General features: G+C 47.6%; 18 protein-coding genes. All 18 read right to left on the reverse strand.

What is annotated here, in order from left to right:
- Window positions 1–125 precede the first annotated feature (125 nt).
- The 18 genes from fliJ to flgJ all read right to left on the reverse strand — a co-directional run bounded on the left by fliJ (window position 126) and on the right by flgJ (window position 19,659).
- Window positions 126–572, reverse strand: a complete 447-nt coding sequence (fliJ, locus tag AC1HDP_RS07330) for a flagellar export protein FliJ (RefSeq protein ID WP_479638247.1) — start codon at window positions 570–572, stop codon at window positions 126–128.
- Window positions 573–595: 23 nt separating this feature from the next.
- Window positions 596–1,939 (reverse strand): flagellar protein export ATPase FliI, encoded by a 1,344-nt coding sequence (gene fliI, locus AC1HDP_RS07335; RefSeq protein ID WP_479638248.1) that lies wholly within the window; start codon window positions 1,937–1,939, stop codon window positions 596–598.
- A complete protein-coding gene (gene fliH, locus AC1HDP_RS07340) occupies window positions 1,939–2,913 on the reverse strand; it encodes a flagellar assembly protein FliH (protein ID WP_479638249.1) in 975 nt (324 codons plus the stop codon). Before fliH ends, fliI begins: the two co-directional genes overlap by 1 nt.
- Entirely contained in the window at window positions 2,913–3,950 is a 1,038-nt protein-coding gene (gene fliG, locus AC1HDP_RS07345; RefSeq protein WP_479638250.1) for a flagellar motor switch protein FliG, read from the reverse strand. Before fliG ends, fliH begins: the two co-directional genes overlap by 1 nt.
- Window positions 3,937–5,646, reverse strand: coding sequence for a flagellar basal-body MS-ring/collar protein FliF (fliF, locus tag AC1HDP_RS07350; RefSeq protein WP_479638251.1), 1,710 nt, complete (start codon window positions 5,644–5,646; stop codon window positions 3,937–3,939). Before fliF ends, fliG begins: the two co-directional genes overlap by 14 nt.
- Before the next feature lie 91 nt (window positions 5,647–5,737).
- On the reverse strand, window positions 5,738–6,073 hold the full coding sequence (gene fliE, locus AC1HDP_RS07355) for a flagellar hook-basal body complex protein FliE (protein WP_479639846.1): 336 nt from the start codon (window positions 6,071–6,073) through the stop codon (window positions 5,738–5,740).
- A 374-nt stretch (window positions 6,074–6,447) separates the two neighbouring features.
- Window positions 6,448–7,779 (reverse strand): sigma-54-dependent transcriptional regulator, encoded by a 1,332-nt coding sequence (locus tag AC1HDP_RS07360; protein WP_479638252.1) that lies wholly within the window; start codon window positions 7,777–7,779, stop codon window positions 6,448–6,450.
- Window positions 7,780–7,787: 8 nt separating this feature from the next.
- Window positions 7,788–8,861, reverse strand: coding sequence for a sensor histidine kinase (locus AC1HDP_RS07365; RefSeq protein WP_479638253.1), 1,074 nt, complete (start codon window positions 8,859–8,861; stop codon window positions 7,788–7,790).
- 135 nt (window positions 8,862–8,996) lie between these two features.
- Window positions 8,997–10,436, reverse strand: coding sequence for a sigma-54 interaction domain-containing protein (locus AC1HDP_RS07370; RefSeq protein ID WP_479638254.1), 1,440 nt, complete (start codon window positions 10,434–10,436; stop codon window positions 8,997–8,999).
- A gap of 272 nt (window positions 10,437–10,708) precedes the next feature.
- A complete protein-coding gene (fliS, locus tag AC1HDP_RS07375; protein ID WP_140933190.1) occupies window positions 10,709–11,119 on the reverse strand; it encodes a flagellar export chaperone FliS in 411 nt (136 codons plus the stop codon).
- A gap of 6 nt (window positions 11,120–11,125) precedes the next feature.
- Window positions 11,126–11,458, reverse strand: a complete 333-nt coding sequence (locus AC1HDP_RS07380; protein WP_479638255.1) for a flagella biosynthesis chaperone for FliD, FliT — start codon at window positions 11,456–11,458, stop codon at window positions 11,126–11,128.
- 53 nt (window positions 11,459–11,511) lie between these two features.
- A complete protein-coding gene (gene fliD / locus AC1HDP_RS07385; RefSeq protein ID WP_479638256.1) occupies window positions 11,512–12,879 on the reverse strand; it encodes a flagellar filament capping protein FliD in 1,368 nt (455 codons plus the stop codon).
- A gap of 34 nt (window positions 12,880–12,913) precedes the next feature.
- A complete protein-coding gene (locus AC1HDP_RS07390) occupies window positions 12,914–13,318 on the reverse strand; it encodes a flagellar protein FlaG (RefSeq protein WP_479638257.1) in 405 nt (134 codons plus the stop codon).
- A gap of 109 nt (window positions 13,319–13,427) precedes the next feature.
- Window positions 13,428–14,246: a flagellin N-terminal helical domain-containing protein gene (locus tag AC1HDP_RS07395; protein WP_479638258.1), complete on the reverse strand. Its 819-nt coding sequence runs from the start codon at window positions 14,244–14,246 to the stop codon at window positions 13,428–13,430.
- Between the two features lie 204 nt (window positions 14,247–14,450).
- Window positions 14,451–15,272 carry a flagellin N-terminal helical domain-containing protein gene (locus AC1HDP_RS07400; RefSeq protein ID WP_140933195.1) on the reverse strand — a complete coding sequence of 274 codons (822 nt, stop codon included), beginning with the start codon at window positions 15,270–15,272 and terminating at the stop codon, window positions 14,451–14,453.
- Between the two features lie 92 nt (window positions 15,273–15,364).
- Window positions 15,365–16,564 (reverse strand): flagellar hook-associated protein FlgL, encoded by a 1,200-nt coding sequence (flgL, locus tag AC1HDP_RS07405; protein ID WP_479638259.1) that lies wholly within the window; start codon window positions 16,562–16,564, stop codon window positions 15,365–15,367.
- Between the two features lie 9 nt (window positions 16,565–16,573).
- Complete coding sequence (gene flgK / locus AC1HDP_RS07410; RefSeq protein WP_479638260.1) at window positions 16,574–18,487, reverse strand: flagellar hook-associated protein FlgK; 1,914 nt, start codon at window positions 18,485–18,487, stop codon at window positions 16,574–16,576.
- A gap of 29 nt (window positions 18,488–18,516) precedes the next feature.
- Window positions 18,517–19,659: a flagellar assembly peptidoglycan hydrolase FlgJ gene (flgJ, locus tag AC1HDP_RS07415; protein WP_479638261.1), complete on the reverse strand. Its 1,143-nt coding sequence runs from the start codon at window positions 19,657–19,659 to the stop codon at window positions 18,517–18,519.
- Between the last annotated feature and the right edge of the window lie 14 nt (window positions 19,660–19,673).

Consider the following 19,673-nt stretch of genomic DNA (forward strand, 5'->3'; position numbering starts at 1 on the left):
TGCCACAAACTAAGAGACTTAGGAATTGCAAGAGACAAGTTCACAATAGCGACGGCAAGATAAGCCAATATGAGGTTCGGCAAGCGTTAACGTGTCAAACTCTAACGCTTTCGCCTGTCGGGTAATTAGCGAATAGTGCGTCTAGCGTATTGATTAACCACAAACTCATCTTGCTGCTTTTGCTCTAATCGCTGCGCCTTAGCATTAGCTTGCTGGGCTTTTTTATCCAGCAGTTGCTCGACCGATTTACGTTTTTGCTGGCGCTGCAACCAATGTGCCTGCCTATGCTCACGAATATTATTGGCATCTGTAATGGTTTTAAGCTGATTAGCGATGGCGTCATCGATTTGGCGAATGAAGCGCTGAAATTGATGATAATAATTGGCGCTAATATCTTGCCCGAGTTTATTTTTTAACTGCTGCATGTAATCTAGGCGATATTGATTGAGAGAGGCCAACTGCTGTTGGCGTTTTTGGCATTCAAGCTGGGCACTTTTTAATTGTAAGGCCGCCTGCTGCTCAGCTTCAGTCACCAGTTTTAGCACTGTTAGCAGTGGATCTTTACTCATCACACTCTCCCTTTATTGAGTGACCACTACTTACATTGAGCTGCTAATTGGGTCAGCATTAATTGACTATCAGCAAAATTGACGCTTTGACGCATGCTTTGGCGCATAAAAGCATTCATGGCCGGCAATAACCGTATGGCATTATCAAGCCTAGGATCGCTGCCTTGGGCATAAGCGCCAATGGATATTAGGTCGCGGTTTTGCTGGTACAAGGAGTAGGTTTGTTTGACTTTACGCATAGCTTCAAGATGTTGCTCACTCACCACCATAGGTGCCACGCGACTAATAGATGCTTCAACATCTATGGCCGGATAATGACCGCTATCGGCTAAGGTGCGCGACAGCACTATGTGACCATCCAAAATGGCGCGAGCCGCATCGGCTATTGGGTCTTGCAAATCATCGCCTTCGGTTAATACGGTATAAAATGCGGTGATCCCGCCTTCACCAGCGCTGGCATTACCATTACCCGCGCGCTCAACTAGACGCGGCAACTTTGCAAATACGGAAGGCGGATAACCTTTAGTGGCGGGCGGCTCGCCCACGGCCAAGGCAATTTCCCGCTGCGCCTGCGCGTACCGAGTTAAGCTATCCATCAATAACAACACGCTATAACCTAGCTCTCGATAATATTCAGCCAAACGGGTAGCGGTTTCGCAGGCGCGCAGACGCATTAATGGCGAAGTATCAGCAGGCGCGGCGATGACGACTGAGCGCGCGCGCCCTTCATCACCAAGAATTTCTTCAATAAATTCTTTCACTTCTCGGCCACGCTCCCCCACCAGCCCAACAATAATCACATCGGCATTAGTGCCGCGGGTCATCATGCCTAGTAGCACACTTTTACCCACGCCTGAGCCTGCAAATAATCCCATGCGCTGCCCAACGCCCACAGTTAACATGGCATTGATGACTCGAATGCCGACATCAAGTGGCTCAGTAATAGCTCGCCGCGATAACGGATTTATCGCTTCTGTGTGACTACTCACTCGTTTTTCAATGGTTAATGGCCCAAGTCCATCAAGGGGCTCGCCGCTACCATCAAGCACACGCCCAAGTAATGCCATACCCACAGGTAAACCCGCTTTGGCGCCAAGGGGGGTAACTCTAGCGCCAGGCAATACTCCGCGCAGTTCATCCACGGGCATCAGGTATAGAATATCATCATCAAAGCCCACGACTTCAGCCACTATTTCGCCTGCCATAGTTTCTATGCTGCATAAACTGCCCACAGGCGCGCGGCAACCACTGGCTTCTAAAGTGAGCCCCACCACCCGCACTAACTGCCCAGACGCCACTGCGCGAAACGGATGTTGCTGCTGCAAATGCTGAGTTAAGCTCTGTTTAAGGTGCTGCAGACGACTAGTCATTAGTCTTCCCGCATCACTTGAGTACTAGCATCTAAGTTATCTAACTCAATGGTGTATGCCTCTGTGACAACTGAATTAGGCTCACTGTCACTTGCTAATTCATTGTCACTAGTGTCAGTGCCATCACTATGATCGCAAGCGGTAGCGGCGCTTGTTGAGCGCGCCGCAAGTGTGGCTTGTTTATCATTAATTTGATTGGATAACTGCTGCATTTGCGCACTGGTTTGCGCCAGTACGGCTTGCAGGCGTTGCTGCAAACTTAAGTCCACTAAAGAGCGACCCGAAACAATTTGGCAATCACCGCGCCCTAAACAAGGGTCGGCTTGCAATTGCCAACCATTGTGCTCAATATGCTCGGCGCCATATAAGGTGGTAACTAATTGAATATCATCGGGATGCAAGTGAATAGCTATGGCTTTGCTGGCTAAGGGTAAAGCGGCTATCCCTTGTTTTAGGGTATGAAGAATATGTTCAGGTTTTATGGATAATTCATGGCCAATTACGGCCTGGCTTAAGGCTTGAGTTAACTGCAATAACTGATATTCAATTTCATCATCCAGCAAAGATAGCGGCGCCATAAACTGGCTAATCAAGCCATCAAAGCGCGTCATCATTTCTACAGCCTTGGCCATGCCTTGCTCGTAACCTTGTTGCTCGCCTTGACTAAAGCCTTGTTGATGGCCTTGCATTAAGCCTTCTAAGCGCCCCGCCTCTAGCCCCTGCTCTAGTCCCTGCGCTCGTCCCTCAGCAAAGCCTTCTTGCTCGGCTTCGAGGCGAATTTGCTCAAGTTCAGCCATGGTTGGCGGCATCATGGTGAGATCGTTATCAAGGGGTAATACTAGCTCCCCTGGGACATGACCAAATAAGTCTTTATCTGGGCGGGCAATATCATGACTCACATCAGGCATGCGCCAAGCATCAAACTCGTCTTGCTCTTCTGGGCGCACCAGATAGCGGGTGATTTTTTCAGCCATTAGAGGAACTCATCTCCGCCGCCACCACCCAACATGATTTCACCTGAATCCGCTAAGCGGCGCGCAATCGCCAAAATTTCTTTTTGCGCGATTTCCACTTCACTTAAGCGAATAGGCCCCATGGCTTCCAAGTCATCAGCCAGCAGTTCGGCGGCGCGTTTAGACATGTTGCCCAATATTTTAGTTTTAAGCCCGTCATCGGCGCCTTTAAGGGCTTTCATTAAGGCATCTTGCTGAACTTCACGCAATATTGCCTGAATACCGCGATCATCCACATCTATCAGGTTTTCAAACACAAACATCAAGTCTTGAATTTGCTGCGCCATTTCTTCATCGGCTTCGCGCATGGTTTCCATAATCTGGCTTTCCACCGCCGTATCGAGGAAGTTCATAATATCCGCTGCCGTTTTTAGGCCGCCCATTTTGGCCGCCTGCGCGCCGCCTTGTCCGGCAAATTGTTTTTCCATGATATCGTTGAGTTCTTGCAAAGCAGCGGGCTGCACTTCTTCAAGGTTCGCGATACGCATCAACAAATCTAAGCGAGTATTTTCAGGAAATTGCGAGAATATCTCGGCCGCTTGATCTGAGTCTAAATAGGATAAAACAATGGTTTGAATTTGTGGGTGCTCATTTTGAATGATGGTGGCCACTTGTCTGGCGTCCATCCATTTTAATGACTCTAAGCCTTTAGAGGCGCCGCCCATGACAATTTGTTCAATCAAGTTACCGGCCTTCTCTTCACCTAAGGCCGACATTAAGGCGCGGCGCACAAATTCCTGACTGTTAAAACCAATAGCGGTAAAGTTTTGAATGTCATCAAGAAATTTCTTATGCACAGCCATGACTTTATCTTGATTAAAATCTTTCATGCCCGCCATCACCATGCCGACGCGCTGCACTTGTTTGGGCTCTAAATGCCGCATAATCGAGGCAGCGTCGGCTTCGCTCAGGCTAAGGAGCAAAATAGCCGTCTTATCTATGCCGCTCATGTCGGCAATATTAAACGCTTCCTTTTCAACTTTTTTATCGTCCACCATCTTCGTCCAACCATCTTTGAATTACTTGAGTCGATAATTCAGGTTCATTGGCCACCAATGCCCGAATAGCCTTAATCACATCATCATCTCTATGTAGCGTTGGAATTTGGATGGAACCATCTTCCCGATAGGAGTATTCCGAATCATTGGCCTTAAGCATGCCTAAGGTGTCGCTGGCAAATTGATCTTCAATGTCGGCCAATTCATTGTTAAGCCTAAGTTCGTCAGGTAAAGGTTGGCCATCTGGGTAAATCAGCTTTCTAAGCATAGGCCTAACCACAGCTAAAATAAGCACTAACACCACAAAGGCGCCCAAGGCCAATTTAACCGCCCGCCAGAACCAAGGCTGTTCCCACAGTACTGGCTCAGGACCCGCTTCAATCAGTTGATCCATAAAGGGAACTGTCACGACTTCTATACTATCGCCGCGATCACTGCTAAACCCTACCGCGCCTTCTAACAAGCGGCGAATATTGTTAAGTTCATCGGCAGTGCGCTCAACCCGAGTAATGTCGCCATTTTCAGCAGCAGGTCCTGGTTTAAAATCCACTGCCACCGACACACTGACGCGTTTAACTGTGCCAATTTGCTGACGGGTATGACTTATGATGGTATCGAGCTCAAAATTACGAGTCGCTTCCTTATGTGAACTGCCATTACTGGTACTGGTTTTAGCAGCCTCGGTGGCATCTTGCGGAATATTGGCATCCATAGGTGGTTGATTAGTTAAGGCGCCAGGGATGCCACCAATACTGCCGCTACTTGATTCATTCTCAACCGTCATTTCGCTTCTAAGGGAAGGCACTTCTGGATTAAAGCGCTTAGAAGTTTCTTCAACCGCGGTGAAATCAAGATTAACGTCAACTTGAGATGTAAAGTTTTCAGGGCCAAGGATAGGGATTAAAATCGCTTCAATTTTAGCGCGATATTCAGCTTCTTTTTGCTGCACTAATTCTTGCTCGCGCCGCGCTATGGCTGAAACGCCAGTTTGACTGCCAGAATTTAATAAGCGGCCATTAGCATCGGTTACTGTCACCCGCGATGGCTCTAACCCTTCAACGGCTGAAGCCACAATATCGACCACAGCATCAACTTCGCCTTGAGCTAACCCAGCGCGCCGAGTAGTCACTACCACAGTGGCACTTGGCTGACTGCGATGGCGCGCAAACACATTCTCTTTAGGCAGAGCTAAAATCACCTTAGCCCGGCTAATGCTGGTAAGCTCTTCAATCGCCTTGGCTAAATGTTGCTCTTGGCTGAACTTTAACCGTGCTTGCTCCATTTGCTGACTGACGCCAAAACCGGTTTCTTTAGTTAAGAAATCAGCGCTACTGGTCGCGGTTTCAACACCGGCGCGGGACAGTAACATCTTAACGCTTTGATACTGCTCTTCAGACACCTTAATCACATCCACATCAATCTTATAGTCAACGCGGTTTTTATCGAGCACATCAAGGACCTCAACCATTTGTTGAGTATCCATTTTAGGTAAAGGTCTAAATTCAGGCTCTTGCGCCCAGATCATGATAAACACAGCCACAGCTAAACAAATTGCTAATGCTAAAATCATGGTGATTTGACGCAAAACATCACTGCCGCCAAAACGGCTACTCTTGCCTGATTCATGTTCTTGAGCGGCGCCATTATCGGCATTTATGGTGGCAGCATCGGCGCCAGTGATCACGTTTGTACTCACAATATCATTCCTGATTTTTTTAGCTGTCCAGAACCTTTGATAGCAGCGCCTTACATATCAAGCGCTGACATCACTTAGCCGCGGCTTGATATCACACTGGCATGCTCATAATCTCTTTATAAGCATCAACGAATTTATTGCGAACTTGTAGGGTTGCTTCAAAAGCCACACTGGCTTTTTCACGTGCGATGACGGTATCAGATAGGCTCACGCGGGTGTCACCCATTTCCAGACGCGTCGCCAAGCTGCTGGAGTTATGTTGCAACTCATTGACAGCACCTATGGCTTGATTGAGCAATTGCGAAAAATCGGCACCTTGAGTGTTATTAACCTGACGCATTGACTCAGGTAATAGGTTGGTCGACGGGGAAATTTCAGCTTTGATGGCCTGCATTTCAGCAAACAAGGGGTTAGTAGTAATTTGCATCATAGCCTCCTGACGGCAACTTGACTCTTTGGCGAGTAGTTATCTCTCGATGCAATTAGTTTGCCAACACTCTAGTGACGGCTTTGGTTTAAGACAATTGGTATGGCTGACATCAACTTAGATATGTAAGGCGGCTTAGGCAGGTCAGAGGAAGGTGATTGATTGGATGTTGTTGTTTCAATGCTATTGATTGGATGTTAGCTAACCGCAGCGATGTAACGCTGCGGTTTAAGGCAAGTGAGTTAAGTCAGGTAATTTAAGCTTGGGAAGAACACTCGGTCAGAGCCAATTTCACTAAGCTTACGGCGTTAAGCCTTGAACAGTGAGCTTAATGCTTAATGCTCAGTGCTCAGTGCTCAGTGCTTAAAGTTCCCCTAAATCGCCATGCCAAGCTCGCGCATTCTAGCCATTTTATAGCGCAAAGTTCTGGCGCTAATGCCGAGCTTTTCAGCCACTAACTTACGGCTACCTTGGCATTGATTTAACGTTTCAAGAATGATCACATGCTCTTGGGCTTGCAACTCTTGCCCTAGCCCTTCGCTATTAACTGGCTCTTGTTCTTGAGCATTAAAGGCTATGGGTTCCTGAGTATCGATAATGATATCTATGGCGCTAATATTTATCCCTTGGCACAAAATTAGCGCTCTTTGCATGACGTTATCAAGCTCGCGCACATTGCCAGGCCAGCGATGGCCTAATAAGCGCCGACAGGCGATATCATCAAGTTCAGGCGCGACTCTCTGATTATGCTCACAATGGCGCGTCAATAAATGTCGTGCCAGCGGTAAAATATCCAGCGGCCTGTCTTTTAAGGCCGGCCAAGTGAGCGGGAACACATTGATGCGATAGTATAAATCTTCTCTAAACTCGCCATTATCCACCGCAGTTTTTAAATCACGGTTTGAGGTCGCTAAAATCCGCACGTTCAGGGCTATGGTTTTGCGGCCGCCTAAACGCTCGACCTCGCGCTCTTGCAATACCCGCAGCAACTTAGCTTGCAACGACAAATCCATTTCAGAGATTTCATCGAGCAGTAAAGTGCCGCCCTCGGCTTGCTCAAACTTGCCAGGGCACGCTTGATAAGCGCCAGTAAATGCGCCTTTCTCGTAACCAAATAAGGTGGCTTCAAGCATATTTTCAGGAATCGCGGCGCAGTTAATCGCCACAAATGGCGCATTGCTGCGTGCGCTATGCTGATGGATATAGCGCGCTAACACTTCTTTACCTGAGCCGCTCGGACCTAAAATCATCACCGACGCGTCAGAAACGGCGACGCGGCTAGCCAAATTAAGGAGCGCAATACTTTTATCATCGCACACCACAGGCCCTGCAATGGGCGCGGCATTTGGCATATAGCGGCTCACTTGATTGAGCAGCACTTCAGGTGCAAAGGGTTTAGCTAAATAATCAACGGCGCCTAATTTAATGGCATCAACAGCGCTATCAATACTGGCAAAGGCTGTCATCAGTAACACCGGCAATTGATGATGATTTTTTTGTAAGTAAGCCAGTAAGCCCATGCCGCCAATACCCGGCATTTGCACATCACTAATCACCATATCTATTGAGTGCTGTTTTAGCGCCAAGATGGCATCTTCTGCCGTTACCACTTCAATGCAGTGATAGTGCGCTAGCAGTAATGTATCAACTAACGCTTCACGTAAGTGGCTATCATCTTCGACCAATAAAATCGTTCCGGCGTTCATAGGCTGACTCACACTAAGGCTGATTGATTAATAAGTGTTGGCAAACTGAGCGCGACTATCGCGCCGCGCCCAGGGGCGGCGCTTAAGGTCAAGCGGCCGTCATGTTGCTGCGCCACCGATTGCACCACGGCAAGTCCAAGCCCAGTGCCTTGGGCTTTAGTGGTAAAGAAAGGATCGCATACTTGCGCTTGAGATTTTTTATCTATGCCGCGGCCATTATCCGCCACCAATAACTGCACCCGTTTAGTAGGCTCAGTGGCATCGGGCATGACGACTAGGCGAATATCACTCGCGCCCGCTTCTAAGCTGTTATTGACGAGATTTCCAAGCGCCGATGCCATGGCATTAACGTTGACATGAATGCGGCTATCTTGCTGCACCGCCACACTGATCATGGCGCCCTGCTTAGTGACTATTGGCTCGCACTGTTCCATGACTTGCTGCATTAACGCTTCAGCGCTTATGTCTTGCGCTTGACCATTGGCTTGGCCGCGCGCCATTAGCAGCATGTCATTCACTTGACGCTCTAAATCATTAAGCCGGTCTAATAACTTATCGCTAAAGCGGCTGCGCGCCTCTGCGCTTAAGCGCGCTTGCTTGAGGTTTGATGCATATAAAATGGCGGCGGTTAATGGGGTGCGTACTTGATGGGCTAAATTAGCGACCATTTTTCCGAGCGCCGATAAACGCTCAAGGTGAGATAAATTAGTTTGTAATTGCCGCGTTTCAGTGAGATCTGTGAGCACAATTAACTGTCCAGGTTCTGGCGATAACGGCGTAATGGCAAGCTTTACCCGCCGACCATCGCGCAGTGACACTTCATGGCCATCATCATCTTTGGGCGCAAATGCCCGCTCTATGATAGTAAGCCAGCGCAAGCCATCGAGCGGCAATCCCAACAAGGAATAAGCCACAGCATTGGCTTGGGTCACTATGCCAGCTTCATCCAGAATAATGATGCCAGATGGCATGGCTTGCAGAATATGATCCATGCGCGTCGACATATTGGCCGCACTTTTGGTGGTATAGGGCTTGGTTGGTGGGTCAATGGCGACCACAGTAGCAAGAGAATGATGAACCATATTAACCCCGTCAAAATACTTACGCTTGCAGGGATAATGCAGACTTTGTGCCAAAAATAAAGCTTTGAAATAGAAGCAAAAAAGAGGCTTTCACCTCTTTTTATGTACTGAGTATATGGATTGACGCTTAAGCCATTAGTCTTTACTTAAACCATATTTACGCATTTTTTCCACTAACGTGGTGCGGCGAATGCCGAGCATTTCCGCGGCGCGAGCCACCACATTGTCTTGCTGTTCTAAAGCTTGACGTATCATATCAATTTCAAGCTCAGCCAATAAATCCTTTAAGTTAACCCCTTCCGATGGCAGTTCACTTGGGAAGCGATGCTCAGGTAATTCAATGGGTTCTTCATCATTAAAGATGGCTGATAACACGTCGCGCTCCTGCAAGGCTTCACTGCATGCGACTTCATATTCAGGCACGTCAATATGACGATACTTAAGCGGTAAATCATTGACATCAATCAAGCCGCCAGGAAACAGTATGGTTAAACGCTCAACCAGATTAGATAATTCACGGACGTTACCTGTCCAAGCATGCTCTTTTAATGACTCGATGGCGCGCTGAGTAAATCTAACTTTACCGCGGCCTTCATTAAAGACGCGGCTCACCAACTCTTGCAGCAATAATGGAATATCTTCGGCGCGCTCAGACAAGGATGGCATTTCAATTGGAAACACATTGAGGCGATAATATAAATCTTCTCGAAAGGTCGAGTCGGTGATCATTTGTTCCAAATTTCTATGGGTCGCCGCCACCACTCGCACATTGGCTTGAATCGACTTAACGCCGCCCACACGCTCAAAGGTGCGCTCTTGCAATACTCGCAGCAGTTTTACTTGCATTTGCAGCGGCATATCACCAATTTCATCTAAGAATAAGGTGCCGCCTTCAGCTAACTCAAATCGGCCTTTACGGGCGCTAATCGCCCCTGTAAATGAGCCTTTTTCATGACCAAATAATTCACTTTCTAATAGCTCTGCCGGTATCGCGCCGCAGTTTACCGGAATAAACGGGCCATCACGGCGTTCCGATAAATAATGGATATTACGCGCGACCACCTCTTTACCAGTGCCCGATTGTCCAAGCACTAACACGCTAGTATCCGAAGTCGCCACTTGACTGATCAAATGCCTAACGGCGGCAACGCCGTCACTGCGGCCCACCAGCGAGCGAAATAGTTTGGTTTGATTGGCGCTAGTCACAACTTCAGCGCGCTGGGATTGTACAAATAACTGACAGATATGCAGTAATTCTGTGAGCTGTGGATAGTTAAGCGGCTCATCTATCATGCCAAGGATATTACTGTGACCGCGCGTCAGACCCGCAGCATCAAACATCATTAACATCGGCTGCCAAGGAACGGCGCTCGCATAGGCTTGCATCGCGTCAAGGGGCAGTGATTGCGGGCAAACAATGACGCCGCGAAAGCGGGTCTCTGAGGCTAATGTTGATAATTGTTCGGGCGCAATCACCTCAACTCTTTCACCGAGAAATTCGAGGATATGAGTTAAACGCTGCAGACGCTCACAAGCATTAGCAATAATTATTATTCGTTGATCTATTTGCATCATTCAGTAGGCCATCAAGCTCATGAGGATAGTCGCATTCGTTATTAATATGCTTGCTGTTACTTACCTTGGAACTATTTAATCTTAATATCTTTAGTAAGAATAGTGTATTAACAGGACGCCATTAGCAAGTGACAAATCATAATTGTCACTGATGATTCATGACGTCCATTTTAGAATAATCAGCTACCCAGCAAAATAATTGTTGCGACCTTGCTACTGTTATCACCACAGCATCCTTATTTTCAACCAATATAGAGACAAAAAACCCACGCTTATACGAGCTCAGAATTAACTGATAGATGATGCTCACTATCAGGAATGGCATCCCAGCCTTCCTTAATATCGCGTAAAATGGTCATAACATCATCAATTGCTTGCAGATCATTATTGATATTGGCAAAGGTAATACGACGCAACATAAACGCATACAGCTCGCTTAAATTATTAGCAATTTCACCACCCGCTTGCATATTAAGGCTACTATTAAGGCCATTAATAATACCTATGGCTTTACTCAGTAATATTCCCTTAGTTTGAATATCTTTATTTTCGATGGCATAACGACTTTGAGCTAGGCGCTCTAACGCACCAGCGAGCATCATCTGAATAATACGATGAGGTGATGCCGACGCTATTTCATTGTCGAGCGAAACCTTGCGATATGATTGTAATGACCCTCTCATAAACACCTACCTATTATCATCTATCGACTGATACATATTAATATGGCGCGTCGTTTGACGACCAGCATGGAGCAAGGACTGTCTGTGATCTCGCGCCTCGATTGCCCCTTGGCTAAAGGTTTGAGTCAGTTGCCATTGCTCTTGCCAAAATGAAACATCGGTTAAGGTTTCATCGGCGAGCAGCACGTCCAATATATTTTGACGCTGCAAGCTAAGCTCTTGCAATTTAGAGACCAAGTCGTCTGAATTAACATCTTCTGCAGGGGTATTAGCAAGCGCTGCTAGGGTGGCTGCCACGTCCTGATTCACTTGCGCAAGTGCTGACTGCTGGGATGTCATAGGCCTATCCTTGTGTTATTTCACGCTTAATATCTCGAGTCAACTGGGCAAAATTAACGAGAGCTCACAACCCCAGGTAATGAGTTTAACCTGTCCATAATCCCAGAACCTTGAGCATTTAACCTACCGACGACTAAATCCATAGCATTAAACTGCTTAGTTAAGCGCGCTTGCAACTGGGTCATTTTACGGGCGAACGCTTCTTTTTGATCGGTTAAACGCTGTTGCTGCGAGGTATAGCTTTTGTTCTGTCCATCAATTACGCCGCCGGACTTCACATAGGTTTTCACCATAGTATCTAGCTTATTGGCAAGGCCAGTATCTTTGGTGGCGAACAAACCTTCAATGCCGCTCATGTTGGTCGCTATGCTTTTATCAAGCTTAGTGTTATCGACAGACATCTTGCCATAGCGGTCAATTCCAATACCTATGTCATACAAGGCGGTACTTTTGCCATCCGTCGTCACTCTTTGACTGGCCATACTCCTAAGCTGAGATTCAAGTGAGCGCACCATAGAATCGCCTTGTAAGGCGGCGGCGGTTTTCTTGTCAACATCATAAGCCGAGAGCCGATTAACCTCAGTCATCAAGCTATTATAAGAATCCACAAACTCTTGAACGTTAGATTTTACCGTCGCAGTATCTAAGCTCACGGTTAGCGTGGATGTCTTATTCACATCGGCATCGGTTAATTTGACGCTCACGCCAGTAATGGCACTTGATAGGGTATTGGACGCTGAATCTAAACGCTGGTTATCTATGTAAACGATGGCATTTTTCGCAGGCTGTAACTCGCTTTGATTCACACCATTAAACATGTCATTAAGACCTGTGCCTGTAGTATCCGTGGCTGTCACTGTCATGGCATTTGCAAGGCCCGTCTCTTTACTGCTAAAGACTAAACGCGAGCCGCCATTGGTGGTCACCACAGAGGCGCTCACCCCCACATTATCACTGGCACTGTTAATAGTTGTTGCTATGTCATTGAGATCGTTTGTCGCCGCAATATTGACACTAAACTGTTTACCCGCCACACCAAAGGTCAGCGAACCTTCGCCAACGGTTGAGCTCGCGCTCGTGGTAAAAGCGCCACCGACCTTATGAGCCGCAGCCAATTGTTCGACCTTGATGCTATAACTGCCTGATTGCGCAAATTTATCGGCGCTTGCCGTAAAGTAAGTGCTGTTACCGGTAGAGACAGTACGCGGATTTAGGTTCTTACCATTTTGCAGCTTAGCCAACGCATCTTGGAAGGTCGATAAGGCGCTCTTAAGCTTGCCTATCGCCGACACTTTAGCTTTGATTTGATCTTCAGCTTTATTAAACGCAGCCTCTTTGGGCAGTTTTTCAGCATCAACCAATACTTTGACAATGTTATTAATGTCTAGGCCAGAGCCTAATCCTGTTGCCGTGAGCGCCATAACTACCTCTGAAAAAATAAAGCCTGAGCGAGTCTCAGGCTTCGGTTTTCATCAGCAATCCGGTGACATCAGACAGTTTCTGAGCCAGCTCCAGCGCTTCTTCACTGGGGATTTGCCGAATGATATTACCGGAATCTACATCCATCACACTCACTACAGAGCGACCAGACGTATCATCAACCTTAAAAGCTAAGCCCTTACGCATCATAGACATCATGGAGGTCATATCCTCGACCACCTTATCTAATGCCTCTGAGTTATCGCGAGCTTTCTCTTTTGCTGATGCCTCTGAGTCAGCTTGCTCTTCTTTCTTAAGCAAATTCTGCACCAAATTAGAGGGTTGCGTTTTATTTTCTGCAGTGACAGACATTGAACGACTCGGATGCGGCCCTTTATCTTGCGCCGGTATCACGGTTGAAGTTGCTATATTGATATCCATAGCCATTTCTCACCTTATCCACAAATTAACATGCCTACTGAGTTCACACGTCGAAAACAGCAAAGGGCCTTCATGAGAAGCGCCCTTGCATTACCGACCTTGAGCGCTATTAGAGTAATGACAAGGCAATCTGCGGCATCTGATTTGCTTGGGCTAACATAGCAGAGCCTGTTTGTTGCAGTACTTGGCTCTTGGTCATGGCCGAAGTTTCTTTGGCAAAGTCCACGTCCACAATCCGGCTTCTTGCATCAGCTACGTTAGACTGAGTGTTGGCACTGTTATTAATGTTATGAGCTAGACGGTTTTGAATCGCACCGAGCTCAGCACGCTGAGTGTCAATGGTCTTAATCGCGGCATCAATTCTAGTTAAGGCACTGGTTTGCCCTGCTGAAGAGGCGACTGACAACGAATTGACAGATAAAGAGCTTGCTGTGGTAGTGGTCACTTTAACAGTGATATCTTCATCATTTTGGTGACCTACTTGGAAAGTCTTGCCGGCTGAAAAATCGCCATTGAGCAGCTTAGTGCTACCGAAGGCGGTAGTATTACCGATAGCGGTAATTTCAGTGGCTAACTGAGTAATTTCCTCTTGGATAGACACTAAGTCATCGGTACTGTTGGCACCGTTGTTGGCTTGAATGGTCAAGTCACGCATCCGCTGCAGCATGTTAGTTTGCTCTTGCATGGCGCCTTCAGAAATCTGAGCAATGGAGATAGCATCATTTGCGTTACGCATACCGACTTCTAAGCCGCGCACTTGGCTGTTTAAGCGGTCTGAAATGGCAAGACCTGCAGCATCATCCTTAGCGCTGTTGATACGTAAACCGCTCGATAAACGCTCCATCGAAGTGGCCAATGCGCTATTTGAAATATTCAGGTTTTTTTGTGCCTTCATCGAAGTTACGTTGGTGTTTACTGTAATAGCCATAATTAATTTCCTCTTTACCTGGCTGCCAAACTTGCCTGTCTTGCTTGTTAAGCCAGGCGGGTCATCACTCATTACACTTACTGTAACGGCGGCGGTTTGGCGAACTTTAGCGAAAAAATCAAAAATGACGAACGAAAAAAAATAAGTAGTTGTTATAAAACAAAAAAGACGCGACAACCGCGTCTTTTTTAGTTTGACAATCCCTTAGCCAAGTAAGGAAATGGCAATTTGTGGCAACTGATTGGCCTGCGCTAACATGGCAGAGCCCGTTTGTTGCAATACCTGATTCTTAGTCATGGTTGAGGTTTCTTTGGCAAAGTCCACGTCCACAATCCGGCTTCTCGCATCGGCAACGTTAGCTTGAGTGTTAGCACTGTTAGCTATGTTATGGGCCAAGCGGTTTTGAATCGCTCCGAGATCAGCGCGCTGCGTGTCCACTGACTTAATGGCGGCATCGATTTTAGTCAGAGCACTGGTTTGCCCTGCCGAGCTTTTAACATCAACCCCAGCCACAGACAGGGTGGCAGAGTTGTTTTCTTTCACCTTAATTTGAATGTCTTCATCATTTTGATGACCTACTTGGAAGGTCTTACCCGTTGAAAAATCGCCAGTCATCAATTTAGTATTACCAAAGGCTGTGGTGTTACCAATCGCGGTAATTTCAGCGATGAGCTGAGTGACCTCTTCTTGAATCGATTGCAAGTCGTCAGAACTGTTGGCACCGTTGTTGGCCTGAATGGTCAAGTCTCGCATCCGCTGCAGCATGTTGGTCTGCTCTTGCATGGCGCCTTCAGAGATTTGGGCAATGGAGATAGCATCATTAGCGTTACGCATACCCATATCTAAACCGCGCACTTGGCTGTTTAGTCGGTCAGAAATCGCCAGACCCGCCGCATCATCTTTGGCGCTGTTGATTTTCAAACCGCTAGATAAGCGTTCCATGGAGGTTGCCAAACCAGAGTTCGACATATTCAGGTTTTTCTGAGCCTTCATGGAAGTCACGTTAGTATTGACTACGATTGGCATGTTGAGTTCCTCTTCCTAGTTTAACCGCCAAGGCTCATAAGCTTGGCCAATTTCAGTTGTTTCTTGCTGGTAGAAAGGCTTCATACTTGTTGCTAAATAAAGTCAAACAAGGACACCGAACCCACTCTGCCAAACACATTCGAGACCGCATCTAACGCCGCTTGTTGCTGAGTAAACTCACTAAACGCCGATGCGTAATCCAAATCTTCCAACACTGAGAGCGCGCTAGTATTCACTAATTGCTCATCCACATGTTGACCGCGGTAGCTCGTCAGTTGCTTAAGTGAATTTCCTGCTTCACCTTGGGCAACACTCAATTGTGCCAATCCGTTGTCAGTATTTTGCAATAGCTGTGCCAACTGCGCAGTTCCTGCTGGAGTATTCACGGCATCTGTGGTCAATAAACTGATGGCTTGATTCAAGGTGTCGAGCAGGCTCACCTGGGATTGCGGCGTCAACGTTAGGCTATCCCCAGCCTTAGGCGTGCCGCCAAACTGCACTTCAATACCGTTAAAATTCACAGAGTTAGTAGTGTCAACATTAGTGACTGTCGTCACTAATGTGTTGGCAGAATTGCGCACTTCTAGATCTAGCCCTGTGCCGCCCGCTATAAAGTTAAAGGTGTAATCGTCAGCCACATAAGTCGCTTGGTTGGTGATATTTGCCTGCTTCACCCGAGTGTCCCCGGTTAAGGACGGCGAATAGTTGACGCTAAAATCTCCCAAGGCATTAGCGGCATTCATAAAGGCCTTATCACCGCTGATGTTGGTGGCTATGCTGCTATTTTTGGCGACTATGGATTGGCGCGCGCCATCATCGCCGCTATAAATAGCATTGCCATTGTTATCAAACGCAAACGGCGGTATATCGGTTTGAAAGCCGCCAAAAATATAATTGCCGGATTCATCTTGGCTATTGGCAATATTGATTAACTCATCAAGACTGGCACGCATATCATCGGCAAGGGTTTGCCGCTCATTCAAGCCCAAGGTGCCATTGACTGCCCTTAGCATCTGCTCACGCATATTGATGCCAATACTTTGGGCATTACCTAATTTGGTTTCTGCAAAGGATAAACGCTGGGTGGCGTAATCTATGTTCTTCATAAACTGGCCCACTAAGGCATTTTGCTGCTTCAGATTATCTATGCCTATGGCTGCCACTGGATCATCGCCGGCGGTATTGACCTTTTTGCCTGTGCTTAAATTGGCCAAAAGCTCAGCGGTACTGCCTTGCTTTTGCAGCACGCTATTAAGATTTTGTTGGTAAAACTGCGAGGTTGAAATACGCATCTATCCCCCTTAACGCACTGAACTGAGTAAGCTGTCAAAAATTTGCTGGGCTGTGGTCATAATTCGCGCCGCCGCTTGATAAGATTGCTGAAAACGGATGAGATTGGCCGCCTCCTCATCAAGATTGACGCCCGACTCACTTTCCACTCTATCTTTGGCCTGCTTATAAATGGCTGCGGCCGAACCTAATTTGACATCGGCGGCTTTCGCTTGACTGCCAACATCTAACTTAGTGTTCTCAAACACATCCATTAAGGTGCTCTTGCCATTGTTCATCAGCTTGTTATCAGCAAGCTTGGCCATGGCCTCGATATTGGTGTTATCGCCGCTATTACTGCTGAAATTTAAGGTGAAAGTGTCTGTGGCGGCGCCGCTTGAAGTTACGTCAAGGGTAAAACCAAAGGCTGAGATAGTTGGCGGCGTATAGGCAAACGTGCCTAATGACGCACCATTACTATCAAACGCTTGATAAGTACTAGCGCCAGTATTGATAGTGAGCGTGAGTTTATTGGCCGTAGTGGGAAAATTGGCTGCATTGCTGTTAGTCACTGAGGTTAACTTAAGCTCTGTGGTGCCAGAATTGGCCGCGGCAGCCATCATATTAGGAGACGCCGCGGCGATACCTTTAGGGTCAGTCATCACTATGGCAATGCCAGCGCCCGCGCCAGCGCTTGGTCGCAAGGTAAAACTGTCACCATCCACCATAGCGCCGCTGGTGATATTAAGGCTAAAGCCAGGGCCGCCGCTTAACACGCCCCCCGCTAAGGTTAAACTTGTCGTAGCGCCGGACGCAGTATCGCGCAGTTGATAACCACCCGCTGTGGTGTAATTAAGCTGATACTCAGTGCCTGCCAATTGATTAATATCATCTATGGTCAGAGTTAACGCCGCAGTGCCGGCATTGCCAGTATCGACGCCCACGCGCCCCACCGACATTAACGGGTCGTTAATGTCTCTAAAAATCGGCGCACCTACTTGACCATTTTGATCTAATCCTTGCGCTTGCTGCTGATTGAAACTGGCGGCTATGCCTAAGGCTAGCTGGCCGACTTCACGGGCTGCCGGCAATAGACTGTTATCGCGATAATTAAATAAGGCGCCTAACTGCCCGCCAATATTCTCGCCTTTCACCGCAATCGACTGGCCACCAGAACTGGCATTAAGGCGCAACTCTTCTGCAAATGGACTGCCCTGCTCTGTGCCTAGGGTCATAGGCACTTGATTTGACACTAGCATGATACTGCCGCCGAGCATCACACTCTTGGCGCCGGTTTCTAGCGGGATAACACTCACCTGCGCAAACTGACTTAATTCTTGAAACAAGGCATCTTGATGATCAAGCAGCGCCGTATCTTGGCCGCCGGACTTCATCAACTCGCGATTAATATTGGCAAGCTCAACCCCAATTTGATTGACTCGCTCAGTAATCGCCACTATTTGATCATTGGTTTGCTGCAGTTGACCATTTAAGGTCGATTGCAACTGATTAATCGCCTTAGCGACTTCACCAGCATTATTAAGCACTGAGCCGCGCAGACCTAAATCGGCCGGTAAATCAGCTAAACCATTAAGATCGGCAAACAGTTGATTCAAGCTATTAGGAATGGCCTTGCCGATTTGTGAGAACAATTGATCTAGTTCGCTCAACTTTTTATCTTGGGTTTGCGCCGCGCTTAAACTGCTTTGACCTATACGCAATTCACGCTCGGCAAAGTCATTGTAAATACGCTTAACGTCAGACACATAAGTGCCGGTGCCATAAAAATTACCGCCAATGCGCTGCGTCCCTAAGGTATCTTGCTGCGCCACTTGCCTGTGATAGCCCTTGGTATTGACGTTAGTAATGTTATTACTGGTCACGCCTAGCTGTGATTGCGATGCCATCACCCCAGTGCGGGCAAGATTGAGTAAATCCACGCTCATAGCTGACTCCTTGACATGTTAGTCATGGCTTATTGGCCTTCTGCTGGAATTAAGGCCTTAACCGCTTCCATGACTCGCAGCACTTTGCGCGCGTATTGCGGGTCGGTGGCATAACCTGCTTGTGCCAAGGAGCGAATAAAAGCTTGGGGGGAAGCGGCTTGTGCACGCGCGCCTTGGTAGCGTTCGTTGTTTTCAATTAAGCCGACAAAATCATCAAAACTTTGTTTAATACCGTCATAGACCCGAAAATTGGCCGATTGCTTCACGGCTTGGCCGCGCTCATATTCCAGCGTCAATACTTGGGCTTTTTGCCCAGACCAGCGGCCATCGGCCTTAATATTGAAATAGTTATGACTGGGTTCACCATTTGGGGTCTTCACCATTTTTTGCCCCCAACCGGTTTCTAGCGCCGATTGCGCCAATAACACTTCTGGGGTAGTGCCAAGTTGCTTGGCGGCGGCCACTGCATGGGGGTAAAGCTGCTTTACAAAATGGCTAGGGGTTGAAGGCGATGCGCCCTGCGGCGCTATTACCGCCATCGGCGAGCGCCATTCAGTATCAAACTGATCACTTTGCGCCTTAGCGCGCGTATGCTTGAGCGGCTTAGCGATGGCAGCCAAGTCATTCGCACTTAAGAGCTTATCGAGTTCGCGCTTGAGGGTGTCAGTGGCACTGCTATCTGAACTGCAAATTGGCGCGGCGCGGCTATCAAGGGCGACGGCATCAATTTTGTAGGGAGTAAATCCTGTCGTGTGGATTGAGGCCGTGGAATTCACTTGTCCATTTGTGCCGCTTGGCAAGCTAGCATCGGCAATCATTCGCCCCTGAGCACCCGTAAGGGCCGATGCCGGAGTAATGCCTGCGCCATCTGCACTTAATTGCTGCACCATCATGTCAGCTAAGCCTAAATTGCCTTGATTACCGAGTTCTACGGCCATTTGTTGATCGCGCATTTGCTCGTAAAATTTAGTGTATTCACTGTTAAATGGGCTGTCGGATTCAAACACGGCATTGGCGGCGCGCATGCTTTGCATGAGCATTTGAACGAAGATACCTTCAAACTGGGCGGCCACCTCTTTCAAGGCGGCCTTATCGTCTTTTTGAGCGCGGGATCTTAGTTGATCTAAGCTTGCGAGATCCAAATAGTGACTTGAGTTAGCGAGCTTTTCCATAAGACACAGTGACA

The organism is Shewanella sp. ISS20, from assembly GCF_056522965.1.

Bases quoted from the DNA above. Each gene is read 5' to 3' on its own strand.
- flgJ (WP_479638261.1), bottom strand. From the start codon at position 19,659: ATGGAAAAGCTCGCTAACTCAAGTCACTATTTGGATCTCGCAAGCTTA.
- AC1HDP_RS07380 (WP_479638255.1), bottom strand. From the start codon at position 11,458: ATGACATCCCAGCAGTCAGCACTTGCGCAAGTGAATCAGGACGTGGCA.
- fliI (WP_479638248.1), bottom strand. From the start codon at position 1,939: ATGACTAGTCGTCTGCAGCACCTTAAACAGAGCTTAACTCAGCATTTG.
- fliE (WP_479639846.1), bottom strand. From the start codon at position 6,073: ATGCAAATTACTACTAACCCCTTGTTTGCTGAAATGCAGGCCATCAAA.
- fliS (WP_140933190.1), bottom strand. From the start codon at position 11,119: ATGAGAGGGTCATTACAATCATATCGCAAGGTTTCGCTCGACAATGAA.
- AC1HDP_RS07390 (WP_479638257.1), bottom strand. From the start codon at position 13,318: ATGGATATCAATATAGCAACTTCAACCGTGATACCGGCGCAAGATAAA.
- AC1HDP_RS07370 (WP_479638254.1), bottom strand. From the start codon at position 10,436: ATGATGCAAATAGATCAACGAATAATAATTATTGCTAATGCTTGTGAG.
- AC1HDP_RS07365 (WP_479638253.1), bottom strand. From the start codon at position 8,861: ATGGTTCATCATTCTCTTGCTACTGTGGTCGCCATTGACCCACCAACC.
- fliH (WP_479638249.1), bottom strand. From the start codon at position 2,913: ATGGCTGAAAAAATCACCCGCTATCTGGTGCGCCCAGAAGAGCAAGAC.
- fliG (WP_479638250.1), bottom strand. From the start codon at position 3,950: ATGGTGGACGATAAAAAAGTTGAAAAGGAAGCGTTTAATATTGCCGAC.
- flgK (WP_479638260.1), bottom strand. From the start codon at position 18,487: ATGAGCGTGGATTTACTCAATCTTGCCCGCACTGGGGTGATGGCATCG.
- AC1HDP_RS07360 (WP_479638252.1), bottom strand. From the start codon at position 7,779: ATGAACGCCGGAACGATTTTATTGGTCGAAGATGATAGCCACTTACGT.
- flgL (WP_479638259.1), bottom strand. From the start codon at position 16,564: ATGCGTATTTCAACCTCGCAGTTTTACCAACAAAATCTTAATAGCGTG.
- fliD (WP_479638256.1), bottom strand. From the start codon at position 12,879: ATGGCGCTCACGGCAACAGGATTAGGCTCTGGCCTAGACATTAATAAC.
- AC1HDP_RS07395 (WP_479638258.1), bottom strand. From the start codon at position 14,246: ATGGCTATTACAGTAAACACCAACGTAACTTCGATGAAGGCACAAAAA.
- AC1HDP_RS07400 (WP_140933195.1), bottom strand. From the start codon at position 15,272: ATGCCAATCGTAGTCAATACTAACGTGACTTCCATGAAGGCTCAGAAA.